This window comes from Desulfosediminicola flagellatus, from assembly GCF_005116655.2.
GTDB lineage: Bacteria > Desulfobacterota > Desulfobulbia > Desulfobulbales > Desulfocapsaceae > Desulfopila > Desulfopila flagellata.
The window spans coordinates 6,453,416-6,473,777 of sequence record NZ_CP050698.1 but is presented as its reverse complement, the minus strand read 5'-3'; the positions used below and the strand labels follow the sequence as shown (position 1 = coordinate 6,473,777).

Genomic DNA, 20,362 nt, shown 5'->3' with positions numbered 1-20,362 from the left:
CGTTAGTTAGAAGGAAACAGCAATCTGCTGTTCTTTCAGTACGGAATCAAGGGTATCCATGCGGTAAGTAAACTTCTTGGCGATGCCTTTTAAGCCATCACTTACCGCTTTAGTGGAAATAGTCGCACCGGTAAGTGCGTAGATATCCTGTTCTCTGTACTTATCCATCATTGTTTTGATTTCAGCCTCATCCACTTTTCCTTCGAGTGCCTTCTGGTACTCGGATGGCAGTGGCGCCTTTACGACCTGGAGGCCCTTCAGAATGTCAAAGGTCTTGCCATCGAACTGATTTTTGAAGTAATCCTGCTCAATCTCAGCACCGAGACCTGGATCTTCTTCGTGCTCAAGTACTTCAAAACCGAGCATTGAGTATGCCGGATCAAGCGCCATCATCACGTGGATAAAGGTCTTGAACCCAGGAAACTTTCCGCCCATAAGATAAGCAATTCGGTTACCATCATCAGTTACAACAATGGTATGCTCAGCAAACATTATGCCCTTGCCCGGTCCGATAGCAGTTATAATTGCCTCATCACGACCCTTAGCTTCACGAATTTTCTCTTCGTCCGCATTCACAGGCTTCTGATACGCCAACGTTCCATCGAGGTCCAGCACTACGAAAATAAACGGATTTGCTGCACCGTGCTTTGCAGGTACCAGATACCCCATATACTGCTTACCGGCCTCAGACACCACATAGCGGTAAACTTCGTGCATTTTCACTGATTCAGGAGCAGGCGTCTCATCGTTGTAACCAAGCAACGCGTACCTGACGTTTTCTTCACGAACATGCGCGTTATGATTTTTAGCTTTGTTGGTAATAATAAAGGTCGAACCCATTACTACCGCTGCCAGCAAACATGAAACGGTCAGTCTGAAAATAATATCTAATATATCTTTCATTTGACACCTCCCGCTGGTGCTGCGAACCGCTTAGGTTTGCAGAAACCGTCAATAACTGAAGCGAGTGGATTCATCAGCAGGATGGCATAACAGATACCTTCTGGATATCCACCTTTAAGGCGAATAAGTACAGTCAGGGCACCGATTCCAATACCGTAGATCACCTGACCGGTTCTGGTAGAAGGCGCTGTTACATAATCGGTAGCCATAAAGAAGGCTCCGAGAATTGCACCACCTGTCAGAACTGCCAGAAGCGGGTCACCGGTCATCAAGGTGTCTCCACCGAAGATCCAGGTAAGCGCGGCAATAGAACCAAGCACTGCTACCGGAGTATGCCATGTGATGTATTTTTTATAGATCAGGTATCCGCCACCAAGAAGAAGCAGAAAACCTGAAGTCTCACCGATACAACCCGGACGCCATCCGAGGAAGAACGAAGAGTAGAGGCTGGCACCACTACCGAACATCTCGGTAAACGCGCCCATGCCCTGCTCTTTCATTACAGCAAGAGGTGTAGCTGTTGAAACGGCATCAACACTGCTTGAGAAATAGCCAAAAATCGCCATTCCATCAACAGGAGCAAGCCATGCTGAAGTCATCGCTACCGGGAATGATGCCAGCAGAAATGCACGACCCATCAGGGCAGGGTTGAAAATGTTATATCCAATTCCACCGAACAGGTGCTTGCCGATATAGATGGCAAAAACTGCAGCGAGGACTGGCAGGAAGATAGAAACACCGGGCGGAATAATAAATGCCATCAGTACACCGGTTAAAACTGCACTACCATCGGTGATAGTTACCGGACGTTTTAATGTTTTCTGGCTTACATACTCCACCACAACACAGCTGATAACGGATACAGCGGTTATCACAAGTGTCTGGATTCCGAAAATAAAGACCGACAGGAACAGCGGCGGCATCAAGCAGGCCACCACGGTCCACATGATTTTGGCAACCGTTTCATTGCTCTTCACATGGGGGGATACGGATACAATCCATTCCCTCTCAGAAGATAATGACTGGCTCTCTGGAACTTGCATGTCGTTGAAGAATCTCCTTGAACTCGTTTATAACTCTACATATGAGCGTTCATGAATCTCATATGTCCAATTTCACTCAGGCTTGTGGACTAATCCCGCTTTGCCTTCATCTTAGCCAGTCGAACGAACTGTACCAGAGGCCTTTTGGCCGGACAGATGTACGCGCAGCTGCCACACTCAAAACAGTCGAATACACCAAACTTTGCTGTATCTTCAGCGCGCTTGGCTTCAACATGAATTGCGATTTCCTTCGGCTCCAGTCCCATTGGACAGGCATCAAGACACCAGCCACAGCGAATACACGCTGAATGCGGATTGGTATCGATCTCATCTTCTGTGAGGAAAAGAACTGAGGAAGTGGTCTTAGTTACCGGGATATCAAGGCTTGATACAGCAAAGCCCATCATAGGTCCGCCCATGATGATCTTGGCAAGCTCTGGTTTGGTTCCACCGCAATATTCGATGATATCGCTGATTTTGGTACCAACCTTCACCAGAAGATTCTTCGGGGTATTGATTCCCTTACCGGAAATCGTCATGACCTTCTCATAGAGCGGCTTCTCAAGAACAACCGCATCGTAGATTGCGCTTGCGGTGGAGACGTTCTGCACAACAACACCTACGGCTGACGGCAATGACATAGACGGAACCTTACGCCCGGTCAGTGCTTCAATCAACTGTTTCTCAGACCCTTGAGGATATTTCACCTCAAGGCCGGCAACAGTAATATTACAGTCACCAGTAGAAACTGCTGCTGCAGCCTTTGACATTACCTCGATCGCATCCGGCTTATTGGACTCGATACCAATCTGACACTTTGATACACCAAGAATCTTCATGATGATCATTGCACCTTCGATAATCTCAGAAGCGTGCTCAAGCATCTGCCGATGATCTGCGGTAATGTACGGCTCACATTCAGCGCCATTCAAGAGCAGTTGATCGATAGTAGCATCTTTAGGAGGGCTCAGCTTAACGTGGGTAGGAAAACCCGCACCACCGATTCCGATAACTCCGGCTCCGTGTACCTTAGCGAGCAGTTCTTTTGTAGACAAAGAACTCCATTCGTTTCTGGTATACTCGAGCGGAGCAGCCTCATGATCCACAGCAATGGTAACAGATGGTGCCGTAACACGCATCGGATGTGCAGACGTCCCGAGTGCCTTGATTGAGCCGGCAACCGGTGCATGCAGTGGTACGCCGAGACCTTTTGTCACCTCGCCGATCATTGCACCTTCGGTTACCTCTTCACGCCTTTTGATAGTCGGGGCACAGGGTGCTCCGATATGCTGGCCGAGAATAATCTCAAGTTCATCGGGTACAGGCATCCGCTCGATTGCGAGCGCTGCAGTCTGTCCCTTTGCTTCCGGCGGATGGACACCGCCTTTAAAAAACGTCAGTAAAGATTTCATAGTGTACTATTACTGAAAGGTATACGACACGGGCAAAAGAAAGGATTTACCCGCATCAAGTTTATAACCGTATCGACAACCCGCTTAGACAATACCGGCGAACTGTTTCATAAACTGGATACGCTCAAATGCAGCCGGATTCTCGGCATTGCTATAACTCAACTTTCCACGGAACTCAGAAATACTGGAGAACCCTTTCTCCTCCATCCATTTCTCAAGTCCTTCAAGGATTTCGCTGATTCGCTCAGGACCATTCTTGTACACGGTCGAAACAACCTGTACAGCGGTGGCACCCGCTAATAACTGTTTTATTACCGCATCGCTATCATGAATCCCTGTGGATGCTGCAAAGTCCTTCTCGATTTCGCCTGACAACAGACCAATCCATCTAAGAGACTCTGTAATCTCGGCTGGAGATGAAAAAGCTTCAGCCATTTTCATCTCCATCGTCTCGATATTAATGTCCGGGCGGTAGTAGCGGTTAAACAGGACAAAACCGGCAACTGTATTTTCAGTAGACCAGGCGAGTCTGCTCACCAGATTAGCAAGACCGGCAGAATATCGGCTCATTTTTACCGCCACAGGAATAGTAACCTGTGCAGTAACCTTCTCAAGGACATCGAAGTAGAGTTTCTCAGCCTGCTCACTCTTTACTTTCGGGTCACTTGGAAGCAATGAAACGTTGATTTCAAGGGCATCCGCTCCAGCCTTCTGCACCGATGAGGCAAACGAAATCCATTCATTTGAGGAGACACAGTTAATTGAGGCAATTACAGGGATATCAACTGCAGCCTTAGCCTCAGTGATAAGCGTCAGGTAATCTTCAACAGCATTGCCGCGGGTGTAGTTGCGAATGTAATCAAAAGCATCAGGATAGTCTGCATTATAGCTATCCATATTACTGGCAAGCTCCGCCTCAATCTGCTCCTCAAAGAGCGATTTGAGGACCACGGCACCAGCACCTTTTTCTGCAAGTCCCCTGATCTTCTCTACCGAGTTGGTCAGCCCGCTGCTCCCGACAATTACCGGATTTTTCAATTCTAATCCAAGGTATGTTGTGGAAAGATCTTTCATGGTTATTTTCTCGAGTTAAGATATTTTATGCTCAATTGTAGATACGTTCATGACTCTGATCTCATGGTATCCTAAATTACACGTGAACTGCATCCTCCTCCGTGCAACAGTTGGAATGACCATTTCGACTGGCATTGCGTAACAAAAAGCATGTTGAATTGCAAGGATAATAGCTTTGAAAGCCCTTGCTAATCAGTCAATCCTCTATTCCCAAATAGACAAGGGTCCGCCCTTAAATAAAGAGCGGACCCTCGCATATATCCTCAAACAGCCACGAGACTATTGAGTTTTTCATAATTCTCCGGCATTCTGATTGAACTCCCTCAACCGGGAATTGCGACCAGTGCACCAAAGACAATTTCGCATACACAGCACAAGCATTCATTTTCTTTCTTCACCCATAAAAAACATGTAGTATTTGTCCGAGCAGCTCTCATCCAGCGCTGAAACTCGAGTCAAGAAATCAAAATTGTATCGATGCTAACTACCGATTTTTCCAACATTGGTCAAGGTATGAAAAATATACCACACGTAAAGAACAGCCCTATAACGCATGATAATACCCTGATAACACTCTCTTTAAGCATAGCAAACAAGATCTTACAAAAATTTTTGCCGAAGGATTCAATATTGTTTATGAAGCGCACACTATGCACAATTTTTTCTTTTTTTGCCACTCCGATCTGGCCCGACAACGTGCAATCCCATTTGTACAGCACAGTTTTTCCAAGTAAAGATAGTGGCTCTCCAATACAACCTTCACTCACCTATCCTTGTGCATATTATGCGTTTTAATCCAAAACCCTCGGCGCTATCACTATTTTTCAATCCAATCATTATGGTGCTCTGCGGCGCCTTCCTCATCAGCTTCTCAGCGGTCTGGGTCAAAGTCGCAGGAGTGCCTGCTACGACCTCGGCATTTTACCGTGTCTTCTTCGGATTTCTCTTTCTCTTGCCAGCAACACTTGCAATCGGTGAGTTGCGTAAATACCCCAAGGCCCATATCCGCCCTATTACACTCTGCGGCATCGCCTTCGCATTCGATTTGGTTTTCTGGCATGCCAGCATTAATTATATCGGGCCCGGACTCGCGACAATAATTGGTAATTTTCAGGTATTTCTTATGGCAGCCTGTGGAGTTGTCTTTTACGGTGAGAAATTGAAAAAGCGATTTCTACTCGCCCTGCCTCTTGCAATAACAGGCCTCTTCATGGTTATCGGCTTTAACTTTGCCGACTTATCAGCAAACTACAGGCTAGGCGTATTCTTTGGCTTGATGACTGCAATCTGCTACACCGTTTACCTCATTCTGCTTAGAAATATCCAATCAACACCGAACACACATTTTCGATTCGCACCACTGATGTTCATATCGCTGATTAGTTCTCTCAGCCTCGCTCCTGCTATGCTTGCAACTGACACATCATTTGCAATTCCTTCGGTCTCAAGCGGCTTAGCTCTGCTCTGCCTTGGTCTCTTCAGCCAATGTATAGGGTGGGTAATGATTGCCAGCGCAATGCCACGCATCAATGCATCATTAACAGGCCTTATATTACTATTACAGCCATCGCTGTCATTTCTATGGGATGTTCTCATTTTCGGCCGCCCGACCAGTTCACTCCAGTGGCTCGGGGTTACGGTTACACTGGCTGCAATCTACATGGGATTTACAGGAAGCAGACGAAAGTAGTTACTGATTATTGCAAAATATTGTGGAAGATGTATTGTTTCCGTATATATTCGTAGTTACTTCGCTGCATTCATGGCAGCATAATCCTACCCTCGAAACAGACATGAATATGAAAATTCTGAAATACACTGACGCTCCCTCTCACGACTTTAACAATGAAGTTGCCCAGGGAGTCAAAGGCCGTGTAGTTATCGGCAAGGATGATGAAGCTCATAATTTCTGCATGCGTGTATTTACGCTCGAACCTGGTGGCTTTACCCCCCGTCATGCTCACGAATGGGAACATGAAATTTTTGTACATTCAGGAATTGGCAGGGTATTTAAGGACGGCGAGTGGCAAACTGTCACTAGCGGTACGGCAGTGTTCATTCCCGGCAATGAAGAGCATCAGTTCATGAATGGTGGTGCAGAAGATTTCACCTTTATCTGCCTTATTCCATCAGGTGTTGATGAGATATAATTCGCTCCCCTTAGATCTGTTTATCTCGTGAAACGTTCTGAGGACTCGATTATCCGGCAGTTTTCACAGCTGCCGGTCACAACTACTCTTGACCAACTCATGTCCGCACTTTCATGTGGACATGCAGTGCTGAATGCACCTACCGGATCAGGAAAAACCACCCTTGTCCCGCTTGTCATTCTCGAACGCGTCAAACTCCGAGGCCTGAAAATTATCATGCTTGAGCCTCGCCGTATTGCAGCACGTGCTGCGGCAGTTCGCATGAGTTCAATGCTCGGCGAAAATGTGGGAACCACTGTTGGCTATCGCACTCGATTCGAATCCCGAATATCCCAAAAAACCAGAATCGAAGTTGTCACGGAAGGAATACTGATCCGCAAACTTCAGCACGATCCCGAGTTGTCTGATACAGCACTTGTTATCTTTGATGAATTCCATGAGCGTAATCTTCAGGCCGATCTAGGCCTTGCCCTCTGCCTTGATCTCTGTGAACTGCGTGACGATCTTCGGCTGCTTGTCATGTCAGCCACCCTGGATAGTGAACGAATCAGTGAAATCCTGGGAGATGCACCTGCGATATCTTCTAAAGGCAAAAGCCACAATGTCGAGATCAGTTACCTGCCATCATTGAATAGCAATTCGTCAATTACCAACCAGATGCTCAATGGGGTACGCAAGGCCTGGCAAAACACATCAGGAGACATCCTCGCCTTTCTGCCCGGAGCAGGAGAGATACGAAGGTGCCAGAAACTGATTGAAGATGAGATTAATGATGCTCTGATACTGCCATTATACGGTAATCTCAGTCACACAGAACAGGACAGGATATTTCAAACTCACAAGCAAAAACGTCGAATCATCCTCGCGACACCCATAGCAGAAACAAGTCTTACCATTGAGGGCATCAGTTGCGTTGTAGATAGCGGCTACTTTCGTCACCCGGTTTATGATCAGCGTAGCGGCCTCACACGACTGGCCACCTCGCGCATATCACAGGCGTCAGCACAACAGCGTACAGGACGCGCAGGACGCCTCGGCCCAGGCCATTGTTACCGACTCTGGTCCAAAGAGGTAGATCACAGCCTGCTCGCTCACACACCACCAGAAATACTTCAAGCGGATCTAAGCGACCTTGTCCTTGAGCTTGCATTATGGGGAATAACCGACCCAGAGCAACTCAGCTGGATTGACACTCCCAGAGAATCAGCATGGGAAAAAGCTGTAAAATTACTCACACGGCTTGACCTGCTCGATAAGAGAAAACGTATCAGTCAGGCGGGCAAGATTGTTGCTGCCCTACCTGTGCATCCACGACTTGGTGTAATCCTGCACAAGGGTGTCGAGTGTGGTCATTCATGGACAGCATGCCTACTTGCAGCGGTGCTGACAGAACGTGATATTTTCAGAGGAGACTCTGGTCGCGCTGACATTGAAGCACGGGTCAGGATACTTGCTGATCTTGATACAAACCGCACAAAAAATGTCGGAAGTCATGTTGATATTAAGCTTTGCCAAAGGTTGTTAAGGCAGGCAGGAGAATGGTTCTCTAAACTCCCGGCAAAAGATAACCGAAAATCTGTAGCCTTTGCGGAACTTGGTAACCTGCTCGCTTTTGGTTTTCCAGACAGAATTGGTATGTTACGCGCAGGCACTACATATAGTTATAAACTCGCAAATGGTCGGGGGGCCGAGCTTTCACCAGGCGATATCCTTTCGGGCACCCGGTTTATCGTAGCCCCGCAGGTTGATGCCAGAAAAGGTGATGGAAAGATTTTTATGGCAGCAGAGATAACAGAACAGGATATCATCACCCACCACAATCACCTGCTCACTAAACTCGAACGTGTATTCTGGGATGAAAATACTAACAGGGTAAATGCCTCAAAAGATGTATGTTTAGAAAAACTCACACTCAGCAGCAAACCGCTCAAGCGGCCCGACACAACGAAAGTCGCAGCGGCCTTTTTAAATGGTATACAGTTAAACGGGCTTAGCATCCTGCCATGGACTAAAGATGCACGTGACCTGCAGGCACGGTTGGACTTTCTTCACCACCGCCAACCCGAAAGTTGGCCCGATGTCAGCGACAACACTCTCAGCAACAACCTCGACTGGCTCGCCCCATATTGCCTAAACATGAGTAAAATTGGTCACCTGCAGGATCTCAACATGAAGTCAGTTCTGCTCTCCCTGCTTAGCTGGGAAAAACAGGTGCAACTCGACACGCTGGCCCCTACTCATATACCCGTTCCAAGCGGATCGCGTATTCGAATTACTTACAATGGCGACGAACCACCAATCCTTGCAGTAAGACTGCAAGAACTTTTCGGCCAGATCGACACGCCCCGTATCTGTAATGAAAAAATACCAGTACTCCTCCACCTGCTCTCACCAGCCAGAAGACCGATGCAGATAACTTCCGACCTGCACTCATTCTGGGTTAACACCTATCCGGAAGTGCGAAAAGAACTGGCAGGTCGATACCCGAAACACTACTGGCCGGAAAACCCACTGGAGGCTGAAGCTACTTCGAAAACGAAAAAACATACGCGATCAAAGAAGCGGTAGATTTAAAACTGAAATAGAAATAAAGCTAGAGATCTGATTTAATATAGATTCAGGGTGCCCGCAGCAAATACAAACTATTCAGAGCACTACCCCATCATCCTCACTTTTCAACTGAATAAACAATAACCTACTACTTGAAAACACCTCATCAATTGAACTACTATTTTATCTAACAGATTGTATATCTCATCCATTTTCCTATGCATATGATTTGTCCCAAATGTTCCCACAGCCAGAATGACAGCCCAACAGAATGCCAACGCTGCGGAATCATCTTTTCAAAGTTCCATGCTTTACAGGAGAGGAAACAACACACATCCGACCCTGCTGTGTCAATAGGTGGAAAAACAGAAAAAGCTAAATCAACATCGACCCTTCTTGAGCTTATTTTCTACACCAAAGAGGATATCAATGTTTTTTATTGGGGCGGTAGGATACTCATCTATGCTGCCATGCTCTGGTTCGCGATACAGTTTATAGCCTCACCAATCGAAAGCAATTTTGCGGGTATTTCATTTATGCATATGATCAATCTGCCGTTTCATGAGGCAGGGCATATATTCCTCCGCCCTTTCGGTTCCCTGATAACATCATTGGGCGGGTCCATTTTTCAATTGCTCGCACCAGTAATATGCCTTTTCGTTTTGCTGGTTCAGACACGAGACACCTTTGGTGCTTCGGTAGCCTTGTGGTGGTTTGGCCAGAACTTTTTCGATATGGCACCCTATATTGATGACGCAAGGTCTCTCTCCCTGCCGCTTGTCGGCGGTAACTATGGTCACTCATCACCATATGGTTTTCATGACTGGGAGTATATTCTTACCGAAACAGGACTACTGCAATATGATCACCTTCTGGCCCGCACCAGTATAGCCTTTGGAACACTGTGTTTTATTCTCTCACTAATCTGGGGAGCGGTCGTGCTATATAAACAATTTAAAAATCTCGAATAGAGCAATACAGTGACTTTATAATTACATACCAAACATTTACTGCTCAACCGGAACAACCTGAAAACTGTAAGAACTAGTATCTAACATATAACTATCAGTAACATAGAGATAATATCTACCCGAGGATGGGAATGTAACCTCATAACTCTCCTTATCGCCGACCCGTGACTCATATATAAGGACAGTACTATCCTCATTCCAGATCCTCATTTGCCAATATGCATTGCCTGATTTTGGAGTAAATTTGACTATTCCATCAAGAGGTTGCTCCAGCTCCAGCACATACCAATCAGAATCGCGGTCCGAAACTATCTGACCAGATATATCATTACTCAGCTCAATAGGCGTTGAGGATGAGAATTCATTATTCGGCTCCCGCTCGATATTCGGTTCACTCTGCTCATCATACAGCTTAACCTTCAGATAGTATTGTCCATTCGAATAACGATCGTAATCCTCAACTTTCACATAATATTTACCTGCAGTTGGAAGAAACACATCTAACGTAGTAGTAGATATTTCAAGGTTAAAATTACCCACCAAACTTCCAGACTCATTATAGACTGATGCCCTCCATGCCCGATACTCATTTTCCTGGGGGGAGACCTCTAATTCAACAACGCCAGCCCTGGCAATTTCAAATTCGTACCAATCATAGTCGCTGGAACTCATTAATTGCCCGCTAATCGTCACATTAAGTTCGAGAGGACTCGATTCGTATCGTGTATTATTGGGCTCTATTTCGACACTGGGTGCACTTGAACTCTCATGGGATACAATTGTCAGGTTATACTGGCCTTTCCAGTGATATGAATCACTGTCTCTTGCAACGTGAATAGAATATATACCTACTGATGGAAGATGCACATCAAAGAGATCTCCATCCCCTACATTTGAGACAGCCAGCAACTGGCCATTGGGATCACGGACAGATACAACCCAGCAGTCAAAAGAAGTAGCCTCAGGTATAAATTGGATAGTGACAACCTGTGGCTGATTTACATCAACTATATACCAGTCCTGATCATACTCACTCATTATCTGACCACTGATAGTTTGGTCGATTTCGATATTATCAGCCTGAAGGAGTGTTCCATTCGGCTCTGTCTCAAACAGTGGTATATCAGGCCCTATAAAGGGAATAGCCGTCAAACAATATTGTTCATCCCCTCCTGAAGAGCCTCTAACAACCTTAAGATAGTGGTTTCCAACTTCAGGTAAAGCCACCACGAAACTTGTTGAAAAGTTAGTAAGCTCATACGCTGCAAGCAACTCATCAGAAGAGGAATAGACAGAGATAAATATACTATCCAACCATCCTTCGCCAGTGAGTTCAAATGCGACCACCTCAGGCTGCTCTGTAGTAACAACATACCAATCCTCATCATCTTCGCTCATGAGGTGGCCCGTAAATAACTGGTTCAACACTATTGGTGTGGCACTTGCTTTATCATCATTGGGTTCTCCTTCAGGGTCAATCAAACTTTGACCATCACTCGGCACGACAGAGAGAAGATACGGAATGCTGCTACCACCGGAGACTACAAAATAATAGTTCCCATCGGCTGGGATTTCTACTTCAAATGTATCACCACTGCTAATTCGAGAGGTGGAAATCAAAACATCATTTTCATCCCGGACCGAAACCGCCCAGGTCGATCCATCGGCAGGAACTGATGTATCCAAACGGACCATGACAAACTCCTCTCCAACAATCTCCAGCCGATAATTATCCCTGTCTCCACCATGCATTAGGTTGCCGGTCACAACCTGTTCAAAAACAAGCTCATTTGCCGTCAACAGAGTATAGTTTGGTTCAGATTCCATATAGATGTCGATCCCCTGCTGCTTATCACTCGGGATCATTGTTAAGATATACGGTTCACTGCTGGTATTGTCTCCCTTACTCACCTCGAGATAGTAGGTTCCCGGTAAACTAAAATACACATCATAAAGGGTGTCACTCTCCATAGCACCACCAAGATCTGCATAGCCAAGCATGTTATCATCAATATCATACAACTTCATTCTCCAGAAATTTGAACCTGAGGAGGGAGCAAGCTGGATTGTAACAATCTGCGGTTCATCAATCTGCAGGGTATACCAATCAGTGTCGTTAGGTGAATATCTCAGTTGCCCAAGTATTGACTCATCTATACCTATTGAATTTCCAACAGACCTGTTGTTATTAGGCTCTGTTTCAAATTGATAATCGATGTTCATTTCCCGTGGAGCCACAGTCAAATAGTATTGAGCACATAAAGAAATCGATATTTCAGGAGTTTCTACCTTCCAATAATACTTACCTGCAGCTGGCAGGATAACCTCGAACGAGTCATCTCGTCTTACTTTTATTTTAGACAAAACCTGATCGTACTCATCATATACTGAAAGATACCAGTATTCGAACCATAAACCGGTGGTGTCATAGTTTGTAAAATCAACCGTTACAATATCTGGTTTGTCAGTCTCCAGTACATACCAATCCTGATCAGCCGTCACTTGCAACAAGCCGCTTATTGATCTCAATTGACCTATAACAGTGTTGCCAAAATCAAACGTATTGGCTGTTTCTTTTTGATCATTCAGTTCCGTTTCGACCAGATGCAGATCAGGGAGAACTGCAGGTTCAATAGCCAGACCATACTGGACGTTATCTGTATTGCCAGCCCCCCAGCGAGATACACGTACATAATTCGTTCCAGCCTTTAAGGAAGCCAAAACTCTCCCTTCATCTTCAGGCGTTGCAACAGCAACATTTGACCTGATCAGCTCATCGCCATCACTATTATAGATGCTGATAAAGTAACCGGCATCGTAGCCTGTCGTGGTGAGAATAAAATGAACAACGCTCTGCCCATCTAAATTAACAACATACCAATCAACATCAGAAGTAGTGCTCAAACGACCAACAACCGGCATATCCATGACTATTCTATCAGCATCACTTAGAGAATCATTACTCTCACTCTCGCGGCTCGGATGTGGAATACATTCCTCGTCATACCAATAGCGGGCAGCTTCTTCACAGACCTCTCTTGTGGTGCAGAATTGCGTCAAGAAATCAGAACAGATTTCACCATCAATATGCATTGCATAAAAGGCATCATTAAAATCAAGTTTACCGTTTTGATCATATTCTCCCAGTGTAGAAATTTTTCCTGAAACTGGTTGATCAGATAGAATCTGCAAGGGAATGATGCTGTCTTTTAAATCAACCATCGCATCAACATTCACATCACCTGCAAGAATAAACGACCTCAGTGAATTATGAATATTCACGCGCGGGGTTCTGATACTGTTCCTGCTGTCTAAAACCAAATCACCATTACTTAATAAGATGTTTTTTAACTCAGATGGTGAGTAAAACTGGGAACGATAGGAGTAAGATGCTGACTGTACAAGTGCAGCAGCACCTGCGGCATATGGAGACGCAGCAGAAGTTCCGCCAAACTCAGAATAATAGTCTTCGGAATCATTATACCCACCGACTCCAAGGATATCTGCTGTTGCAACTTCTCCACCAGATGCCAATACGTCAAGATTCGCAGATGAGTTTGAATAACAGACAACACGATCTGGAGATGTGAAATAATCTGTACATTCCCCAGAAGCTATATCCCAGGGACCAGACTTGCCAATATCAGCATCATAGACTTCACCAACAGATATAATTCCTGAAAAGCAGGCAGGAGACTCAAGAGCATTTCTATACCCTGCATTTCCTGCAGCAGCAAAAATGGCTATACCCGCCTGGGCTGCATTAGCAATAGTCTGTGCATATAACTGGCCTACGTCATCTGCATTATCACACTCCCCAAAATACTCTCCTCCACCATAACTGATATTAATAACTTTTATGGGATTGTCAGGGTCATCATATTGATGAGAAATGCACCACTCAATAGCTTCTAGAATATCAGAGTCGTACGCGTACGCATCAGAGTATGCGATTTTAAGGGCATAAATCTTCGCATCCGGTGCTACACCACCGATATAATCTCCAACAGGATTTATCGGTATTGAACCTGCAGCAATACTTGCGACTGCCGTTCCATGACCACGAGTATCCATTGGGTCTGTGTCATCTTCTCCAGTATCAGTGCCGCCAATGACCTTAGAGTTTGGAAACCCACCACCTCCAAGCATGGGATGGTTATAATCCACCCCTGAATCAAGGATTGCTATTGATACTCCTCCGCCACCAAAAGTCTTGCGGCCGACGCTTCCCTTCATTAAAGATAATCCCTGAGCTATTGAGGGGCTGTTTTTCTTATCCTCATAGACTGCTGCAATATTTTCATTTGCAATGAGTGCTTCTAAACCATCCAATGAGACTTCTGCAGAAAATGCTGCTACATATGCATAGGTTTCTTTTACTTTAACCTTTGTGTAATCAAACCCTTTAGTAACCTGAGATACAGCTTCCTGGTTTTTCTCTTTGAGTCTTTTTCTTGAATATTTTGTTTTCGTACTGCGAGTAGAACCAGACATATCCTGCTTAGTTTTGACAATCACTCTGATGCGATTCTTCGCCGACAACGAGTGAATCATCCCCCGTAAATTCTTAGACTTCGAACTCTCCAACACTCTCTCAATTCGTTTCAGTTGTTTAGCTGCCGATAGCGTTAGATCATTTCCGGCGTGAACATTTGGAATAGCAATGCTGAGTAAAACCAAGAGGGCTAAGCAAACTAGGGAAGGATTTTTTTTAGTCATCACATTTTTTCATTGGAAGTTCATTGGAAAAATAGTTTTGCTAAATTTGATAGGTAATCAACCTAATGAGTAGCCTTTTTTCCAATAGCAAACATCTGATCTAAAACTTTTAGGGCTGCACAACGATTAGTCAGGAAGTTCTTTCAGGCATTAACTTCTCTAAAGACTAAAGCCCAACAGGAAAAGCCTAACAATCTAAATGTTTTTTTAGTGTACAATATCAGATTGTTCCAACCACACCCTGCACTATCTATTAAATTTACGCTAGCATTTTCTTTGTAATATCAAAATGTCACGAAACCACTAATATTGCGCTGTTTATAGAAAGCATAGAAGAATCAGGCCCTACCTCAAAATGAGTTCTTCATCAAATGCATGAACAACCACAACAGATCAAACCAAATGTTACTGACAACTTATTACTGCTCCTATTTCCAAACAAAAGCAGGGGAGCAACCCTTCCAGTATTGATCCAAAAAAGGTAGCGTCACTATACCAGTTTTGTGTATTCATTTTTTATCCTCGAAAACCTTTATGCCTACGGTTAAATAAACACACCTCAACCTTGGACCACCGACTGCATTATCGGAAGTAACAAATCTACAGATCATCGGATGTAAATTGTGATTATTAGAAAATACGAGGGTGGGAACTACAAAATGAATACTAACAGAATTTACGATTACGAAAAATATAGCTCACTCAAGCTGCAGTTGGTATTCATTCTTTATCTCCTTAACATAACATGCGTTTCATAAATACCCTTAACCTCCAGCTTTCGTCTGATACCATGACCAGCCTGCTTACCCTTGAAATACTCCTGCTGCTCACCTTTTCTTTTCTACTTGGCGGGATTGTTAAAGGTGTTATCGGCACAGGTCTTCCAACAATTGCGCTGGCTCTCATAACAGCAACACTTGGCCTAAAAGAAGGAATGGCGATCATCATCCTGCCCTCAATATTAACCAATATCTACCAGGGCTTACTAGGTGGCCACCTCAAAACAGTTTTTTCACGAAGCTGGTCTTTTTTGCTCGCCACGTTTCTCACGGTGTGGGTAGGGGCATCGTTTATTACAGTGGTTAACATTACCGCGCTCTCTGCACTGCTCGGCATGATTTTACTGATATATTCAACTATCGGCCTTACTGCCAGCAAGCTGCCCCAACCTGGTAAATCCGAATTGTGGCTCAACCCTTTTATTGGTTCATTAAATGGACTGATCACCGGGCTAACCGGCTCGTCAGTAATACCCGGAGTGCTCTACCTGCAAAGCCTCGGTCTTCATCGCGATCTACTCATCCAGACCATGGGATTACTGTTTCTTACCTCAACAACAACACTCGCACTGGCACTTCAAAAAAATAATTTATTGACCACAGAATTGCTGACCCTCTCAGCCATTGCCTTTGTTCCATCGTATCTTGGCATGAAAATGGGCCTTATTATCAGGATGAAGATTTCCGAGAAACTGTTTAAACAACTCTTCTTCATCTTTATGCTGCTGCTCGGCATCTATATTATTGTTCGCTCATGGCTGCAGGGTATATACTAAATGTAGCTACCAAGGAGTCTGTCAGAAAACAGGCATTTTGGTCAAAATCGAGGCATTAGCAAAAAACAAGCGCAGCCATACATATGATTCATATGTCTCACCTCTTTTGCTTATCTGCGAGCATTGTTTTTTTGAGAATAACGAAGAGCTTGGAACAAAGGCCATTCTCGGACGGCCTCCTAAACACCCTTTACGGTTTTGTTGCACTAATCTGTGAGACGGCATACTTTGTCATATATATACAGATTGTTACACACCATCCCGAAAGGTGACCAATGCACGAACCCAATTATGTTGATTACAGCCTGGCGCAGTTACACGACTGCCTCAACCATGTTAATCGAGAGAAATATCCTGATCGGTTAGCACTTTTAGAAAAAGAGATTGCTCTGCGAACTCACCGCGGCGAAACCTTCTCTGACCCGATTCTTGACGAACTGATTCCAGCTACTATCCCCTTTGGTCTTGGCTTGCGGGCCTGGTGGTCGTTCACCTGGAGAATTGTACTATTGGGAGCACTGCTCTTCTTTTTTATGAATATACTTGCCTGGGCAAATGTGATTTTTAATCTGGTTCCAGCCACAGCCGTTTTTGCAATACAGGCTGTTATAATGATATTATTTATTCTAATTTGCGGACCGCTCATAATGATGCAGGTACTCGCCAAACGATATCGCGGATACCGAATACGTATAGTGAGATTAACTGACTAGGAGGCTGTATGAAAGTTCTTATTATCGGTGCAACCCGTGGTATAGGCGCTCAACTTCTGGATCAGGCACTGGAAGCCGGCCATACAGTTTCTGTACTTGTCAGAAATCCATCAAAAATTGCTAAAAGACACCCCAACCTTACGATTCTTCGCGGTGATATCTGTGATGGTGCAAGTGTTAATTCTGCTGTTCATGGCCAGGATGTTGTCTGTATGACCATTGGTGTCCCGATCACTTTCAAACCTGTTACAGTATTTTCCAAAGGTGCTATTGAGGTAATTAAAGCGATGGAAGAGCACCATGTACGCCGACTCATTTGCGTTACCGGGATTGGCGCTGGAAACAGCAAAGGACACGGAGGTTTTCTCTATGACAAAATCTTTAACCCTCTGCTGTTAAAAACCATTTATGCGGATAAAGGCATTCAGGAACAATACATCATGGAGAGCGGACTTGACTGGGTGATCGTCAGGCCGGGGAGACTGACAAACGGTAAACGGACTGGAAATTACAGGGTGATTACAGATATTGCAGGGATTACTTCAACCAGCATTTCAAGAGCGGATGTCGCAGATTTTATCGTCAGCGAAATTACTCAAAACACCTACACAGGCACCACTCCATTGCTCATCTATTGACGATATCAAAGGACAGGACAAGTCATCCCACCTGCCCTTTGATGCTATTCCAGTACTTATGCTGATTACCACCAAAGCTCAGCTAAATAATGTGAGGCGTCAGGAGTGAGGAGTAACTGCATGAAACGACAACGCTCTATCTAAATTGATATAAATATAACCAGTTATTGAGGATAGCCCCTTCTCGACTTCCCACGCCTCACACCTTACGCCTCTCCCCTCACCTTAACAGGCTGAGGATTAGGGGTAATCATCTTACTTATTATACGCCAGCAATGCCTTTTTCAGATCTTTTGTTACAGGTTTTTCACCCAACCATATGGCAAAGAGTGCATCTGAAAAATCTTTTCCTTCAACAAACCCTTTATTCTGATCAGCAACAATCACTTGAGTCCCCGTACCCGGCACATAATCCAGAACAATATTGTCGCCTTTTTTCACAGTAGCAAACATCTGGTTGAATTCATCAATTTTTGAGGCGAGTTCCATTCTTTTATTTTCACTAAGATTACCTTTAAATCCATCATCCCAGGCAGCCACCAACTTATCTTTACTTACCTCATCATAAAGAAAGTGCATTACCATCCGCTTCTGGCCTTCGTCCGCTATAATTGTAGAGGCTTCGGCAGCAGGATTTTCCAGGTACAGTTCAGCAATGTATATCTTAAAAAACAGTTTTGAACGGATACCGGCTCCATTTAGCGAGAGAGTGACTCCACTTGCTCCCTCAACCGTTTCAGCAACTGTAACACCTGCAACATTCCTTGCAGAGGCTGGCATAACACTTAGCAGGAAAAGACAGACAGCAATAATTGTACGCATGTAATCCTCCTTCTGGTTAACAGCAAAGTTCTTTCTTACGTAAAAGTAAACAAAACATCTTATACCGTAATTATAACGATATTTAAACGATTTCCTTCGTTTCTTTTTACACGTAAAAGGATATATAATTAAAAAATCCTTATCGCTGTATGTAAAATGAGGTATCACAGCTCAGAGCTGAAGTAATTTCGACACACTCAGCCATCTTTAATTTGCCTCAAACAGGCAACGTGCTTATACATACAAAGCTTGTAATGAACCATTTTTCCCCTTTAATATTCCTCTTTAATACTCGATATGACAGATATACTCCACAGAGCGATAGCCGATGACGGAAAGTTCTTCGGACTCGCCTGCGACACCACACAACTTGTTAATGAAGCCTGCAGAAAACATGATGTTGGCCCAACTGCCGCAGCAGCTCTTGGGCGTGCGCTCACCGGCTCCATACTTCTTGCCGCGCTGCTAAAAGATGGTCAATACGTACAGCTGAAATTTGAAGGTAGTGGCCCGCTTGGAAAAATCATCACTGAAGCAGGTTATGACGGCTGGAGTCGTGGCTATGTGGCTCACCCCCGTGCTGACGTCCCGCTAAAGAATGGACTGATAGACGTTGGCACTGGTCTTGGCAAAGCAGGGTTTCTCACCGTAACAAAAGATATCGGCGGCAAACGAAAATATCAGGGAATGACTCAGCTCTTCACAAGTGAAATTGGTGAGGATATTGCCTATTATCTGCTGGAATCTGAGCAAACCCCTTCAGTTGTCGCATTGAGTGTTCACCTGGAACCGGACGGCACAGTCAGGTCAGCAGGTGGTTATCTCATCCAGGCCCTTCCTCCAATTGAAGAAAACACCCTTAACAACTTGGAAAAACAGATTAAAGGGTTACCGCAGATAACAGAGCTTTTCAACCAGGGCAAGTCTCCGGCAGAGATCCTCACTATATTGTTCAAAGAAATCCCGCACCATCAAACTGCCAACACAAAACTGGTGTACCAGTGCAGTTGCAGCCGTGAAAAGATGGAAAACGCCGTGTTTTCTCTGGGCAAAAACGAAATCCAGGATCTTCTTGAAAATCAAGGCGGTGCCGAAGTCTATTGCGAATTTTGCAGAGATACCTACACGTTCGACAAAGATGATCTTGAAAAAATGTTGGCCGAAGACACACAAATCCACTGATAAAAGGTCATAAAAAAACGGAGAACCCGGCGTGCAAACAGCCAGATCTCCGTTTTTTTTCATCTACTATCTTTTCATTATTGCTAATCGATCAGATTCTCTGTCATGAATGCTTAAACAGACCTAAATTCCTCTTCAACTGACCTATTTGCAGACCAACAGGTATACACTTATCTTTATTCAGGCAGCTCTGTGCCTCTTCATCCTCAATGAATGTCTTCAGATGCTGTCCACCCTTCTGCAGATCTACAGACCAGGCGTGATTTATTTTGTCGTATTCAACTGAATAATCTATTCCGCATTTACCGGCTTCAGGTATTACCTGCTCTATTTTCCTGCAAATATCTTCTTTCGTTGCCATCTGCTAACCTCCTTTGCAGTGTTTGCGCGACACATAAGCCCAGGTGGTTCAAATTTTCCGGACATAACATGTCAACTGCTCAATGACATGAGAGAACATATCGTCCGGCTCGAGTGGTTATTTATAGTAAACCAACTGACGAAAGGCTTTGCCGCTATGATACATAGTAGGCATTGGGCGAACAGAATCAAGATGCAGCAACAGGCTGAAAGATCGTAAATATTGTGAAATTAAATGACAGGGTAGTCACTATATGATAACCCACCCCG

General features: G+C 44.7%; 15 protein-coding genes. 8 read left to right on the top strand and 7 right to left on the bottom strand.

Going from position 1 to position 20,362, the window contains the following annotated elements:
• Positions 1 to 6 precede the first annotated feature (6 nt).
• The 4 genes from FCL46_RS26765 to FCL46_RS26750 form a co-directional block, all read right to left on the bottom strand.
• The gene (locus FCL46_RS26765; RefSeq protein WP_136808604.1) at positions 7 to 903 is read right to left on the bottom strand and encodes an FMN-binding protein; all 897 of its coding nucleotides are present in this window, start codon (positions 901 to 903) and stop codon (positions 7 to 9) included.
• On the bottom strand, positions 900 to 1,946 hold the full coding sequence (locus FCL46_RS26760; protein ID WP_136808605.1) for an RnfABCDGE type electron transport complex subunit D: 1,047 nt from the start codon (positions 1,944 to 1,946) through the stop codon (positions 900 to 902). Before FCL46_RS26760 ends, FCL46_RS26765 begins: the two co-directional genes overlap by 4 nt.
• Before the next feature lie 89 nt (positions 1,947 to 2,035).
• Positions 2,036 to 3,358 (bottom strand): electron transport complex subunit RsxC, encoded by a 1,323-nt coding sequence (rsxC, locus tag FCL46_RS26755; protein ID WP_136808606.1) that lies wholly within the window; start codon positions 3,356 to 3,358, stop codon positions 2,036 to 2,038.
• 84 nt (positions 3,359 to 3,442) lie between these two features.
• Entirely contained in the window at positions 3,443 to 4,432 is a 990-nt protein-coding gene (locus FCL46_RS26750; protein WP_136808607.1) for a dihydroorotate dehydrogenase-like protein, read from the bottom strand.
• 784 nt (positions 4,433 to 5,216) lie between these two features.
• Between FCL46_RS26750 and FCL46_RS26745 the strand changes: the two genes are divergently transcribed.
• The 4 genes from FCL46_RS26745 (at position 5,217) to FCL46_RS26730 (ending at position 10,103) form a co-directional block, all read left to right on the top strand.
• Complete coding sequence (locus FCL46_RS26745) at positions 5,217 to 6,122, top strand: DMT family transporter (protein ID WP_228723292.1); 906 nt, start codon at positions 5,217 to 5,219, stop codon at positions 6,120 to 6,122.
• A 109-nt stretch (positions 6,123 to 6,231) separates the two neighbouring features.
• Entirely contained in the window at positions 6,232 to 6,582 is a 351-nt protein-coding gene (locus FCL46_RS26740) for a cupin domain-containing protein (protein WP_136808608.1), read from the top strand.
• A 27-nt stretch (positions 6,583 to 6,609) separates the two neighbouring features.
• Positions 6,610 to 9,150 (top strand): ATP-dependent helicase HrpB, encoded by a 2,541-nt coding sequence (hrpB, locus tag FCL46_RS26735; RefSeq protein WP_136808609.1) that lies wholly within the window; start codon positions 6,610 to 6,612, stop codon positions 9,148 to 9,150.
• A gap of 329 nt (positions 9,151 to 9,479) precedes the next feature.
• The gene (locus FCL46_RS26730) at positions 9,480 to 10,103 is read left to right on the top strand and encodes a zinc ribbon domain-containing protein (RefSeq protein ID WP_228723291.1); all 624 of its coding nucleotides are present in this window, start codon (positions 9,480 to 9,482) and stop codon (positions 10,101 to 10,103) included.
• A 36-nt stretch (positions 10,104 to 10,139) separates the two neighbouring features.
• Here the strand turns inward: FCL46_RS26730 and FCL46_RS26725 are convergent, their stop codons facing one another.
• Complete coding sequence (locus FCL46_RS26725; RefSeq protein WP_167505946.1) at positions 10,140 to 14,597, bottom strand: S8 family peptidase; 4,458 nt, start codon at positions 14,595 to 14,597, stop codon at positions 10,140 to 10,142.
• Positions 14,598 to 15,567: 970 nt separating this feature from the next.
• Here FCL46_RS26725 and FCL46_RS26720 point away from each other — a divergent pair.
• From FCL46_RS26720 to FCL46_RS26710, 3 genes are all read left to right on the top strand, one after another.
• Positions 15,568 to 16,377 carry a sulfite exporter TauE/SafE family protein gene (locus tag FCL46_RS26720; RefSeq protein WP_136808611.1) on the top strand — a complete coding sequence of 270 codons (810 nt, stop codon included), beginning with the start codon at positions 15,568 to 15,570 and terminating at the stop codon, positions 16,375 to 16,377.
• Positions 16,378 to 16,652: 275 nt separating this feature from the next.
• A complete protein-coding gene (locus FCL46_RS26715) occupies positions 16,653 to 17,090 on the top strand; it encodes a hypothetical protein (RefSeq protein WP_136808612.1) in 438 nt (145 codons plus the stop codon).
• Between the two features lie 8 nt (positions 17,091 to 17,098).
• Positions 17,099 to 17,728, top strand: coding sequence for an NAD(P)-dependent oxidoreductase (locus FCL46_RS26710; RefSeq protein ID WP_136808613.1), 630 nt, complete (start codon positions 17,099 to 17,101; stop codon positions 17,726 to 17,728).
• A 255-nt stretch (positions 17,729 to 17,983) separates the two neighbouring features.
• On the opposite strand, the gene FCL46_RS26705 is transcribed toward FCL46_RS26710, so the two are convergent.
• Complete coding sequence (locus tag FCL46_RS26705) at positions 17,984 to 18,550, bottom strand: chalcone isomerase family protein (protein WP_136808614.1); 567 nt, start codon at positions 18,548 to 18,550, stop codon at positions 17,984 to 17,986.
• Between the two features lie 297 nt (positions 18,551 to 18,847).
• On the opposite strand from FCL46_RS26705, the gene hslO reads away from it, so the two are divergent.
• Positions 18,848 to 19,732, top strand: a complete 885-nt coding sequence (hslO, locus tag FCL46_RS26700; RefSeq protein ID WP_136808615.1) for an Hsp33 family molecular chaperone HslO — start codon at positions 18,848 to 18,850, stop codon at positions 19,730 to 19,732.
• A 103-nt stretch (positions 19,733 to 19,835) separates the two neighbouring features.
• Here the strand turns inward: hslO and FCL46_RS26695 are convergent, their stop codons facing one another.
• Complete coding sequence (locus FCL46_RS26695) at positions 19,836 to 20,093, bottom strand: hypothetical protein (RefSeq protein WP_136808616.1); 258 nt, start codon at positions 20,091 to 20,093, stop codon at positions 19,836 to 19,838.
• Positions 20,094 to 20,362: the final 269 nt, after the last annotated feature.

Excerpts from the sequence above, each read along its gene's own strand:
- FCL46_RS26765 (WP_136808604.1), bottom strand. The coding sequence starts at position 903 with ATGAAAGATATATTAGATATTATTTTCAGACTGACCGTTTCATGTTTG.
- FCL46_RS26760 (WP_136808605.1), bottom strand. The coding sequence starts at position 1,946 with ATGCAAGTTCCAGAGAGCCAGTCATTATCTTCTGAGAGGGAATGGATT.
- rsxC (WP_136808606.1), bottom strand. The coding sequence starts at position 3,358 with ATGAAATCTTTACTGACGTTTTTTAAAGGCGGTGTCCATCCGCCGGAA.
- FCL46_RS26750 (WP_136808607.1), bottom strand. The coding sequence starts at position 4,432 with ATGAAAGATCTTTCCACAACATACCTTGGATTAGAATTGAAAAATCCG.
- FCL46_RS26745 (WP_228723292.1), top strand. The coding sequence starts at position 5,217 with ATGCGTTTTAATCCAAAACCCTCGGCGCTATCACTATTTTTCAATCCA.
- FCL46_RS26740 (WP_136808608.1), top strand. The coding sequence starts at position 6,232 with ATGAAAATTCTGAAATACACTGACGCTCCCTCTCACGACTTTAACAAT.
- FCL46_RS26725 (WP_167505946.1), bottom strand. The coding sequence starts at position 14,597 with ATGTCTGGTTCTACTCGCAGTACGAAAACAAAATATTCAAGAAAAAGA.
- FCL46_RS26720 (WP_136808611.1), top strand. The coding sequence starts at position 15,568 with ATGCGTTTCATAAATACCCTTAACCTCCAGCTTTCGTCTGATACCATG.
- FCL46_RS26715 (WP_136808612.1), top strand. The coding sequence starts at position 16,653 with ATGCACGAACCCAATTATGTTGATTACAGCCTGGCGCAGTTACACGAC.
- FCL46_RS26710 (WP_136808613.1), top strand. The coding sequence starts at position 17,099 with ATGAAAGTTCTTATTATCGGTGCAACCCGTGGTATAGGCGCTCAACTT.
- FCL46_RS26705 (WP_136808614.1), bottom strand. The coding sequence starts at position 18,550 with ATGCGTACAATTATTGCTGTCTGTCTTTTCCTGCTAAGTGTTATGCCA.
- hslO (WP_136808615.1), top strand. The coding sequence starts at position 18,848 with ATGACAGATATACTCCACAGAGCGATAGCCGATGACGGAAAGTTCTTC.
- FCL46_RS26695 (WP_136808616.1), bottom strand. The coding sequence starts at position 20,093 with ATGGCAACGAAAGAAGATATTTGCAGGAAAATAGAGCAGGTAATACCT.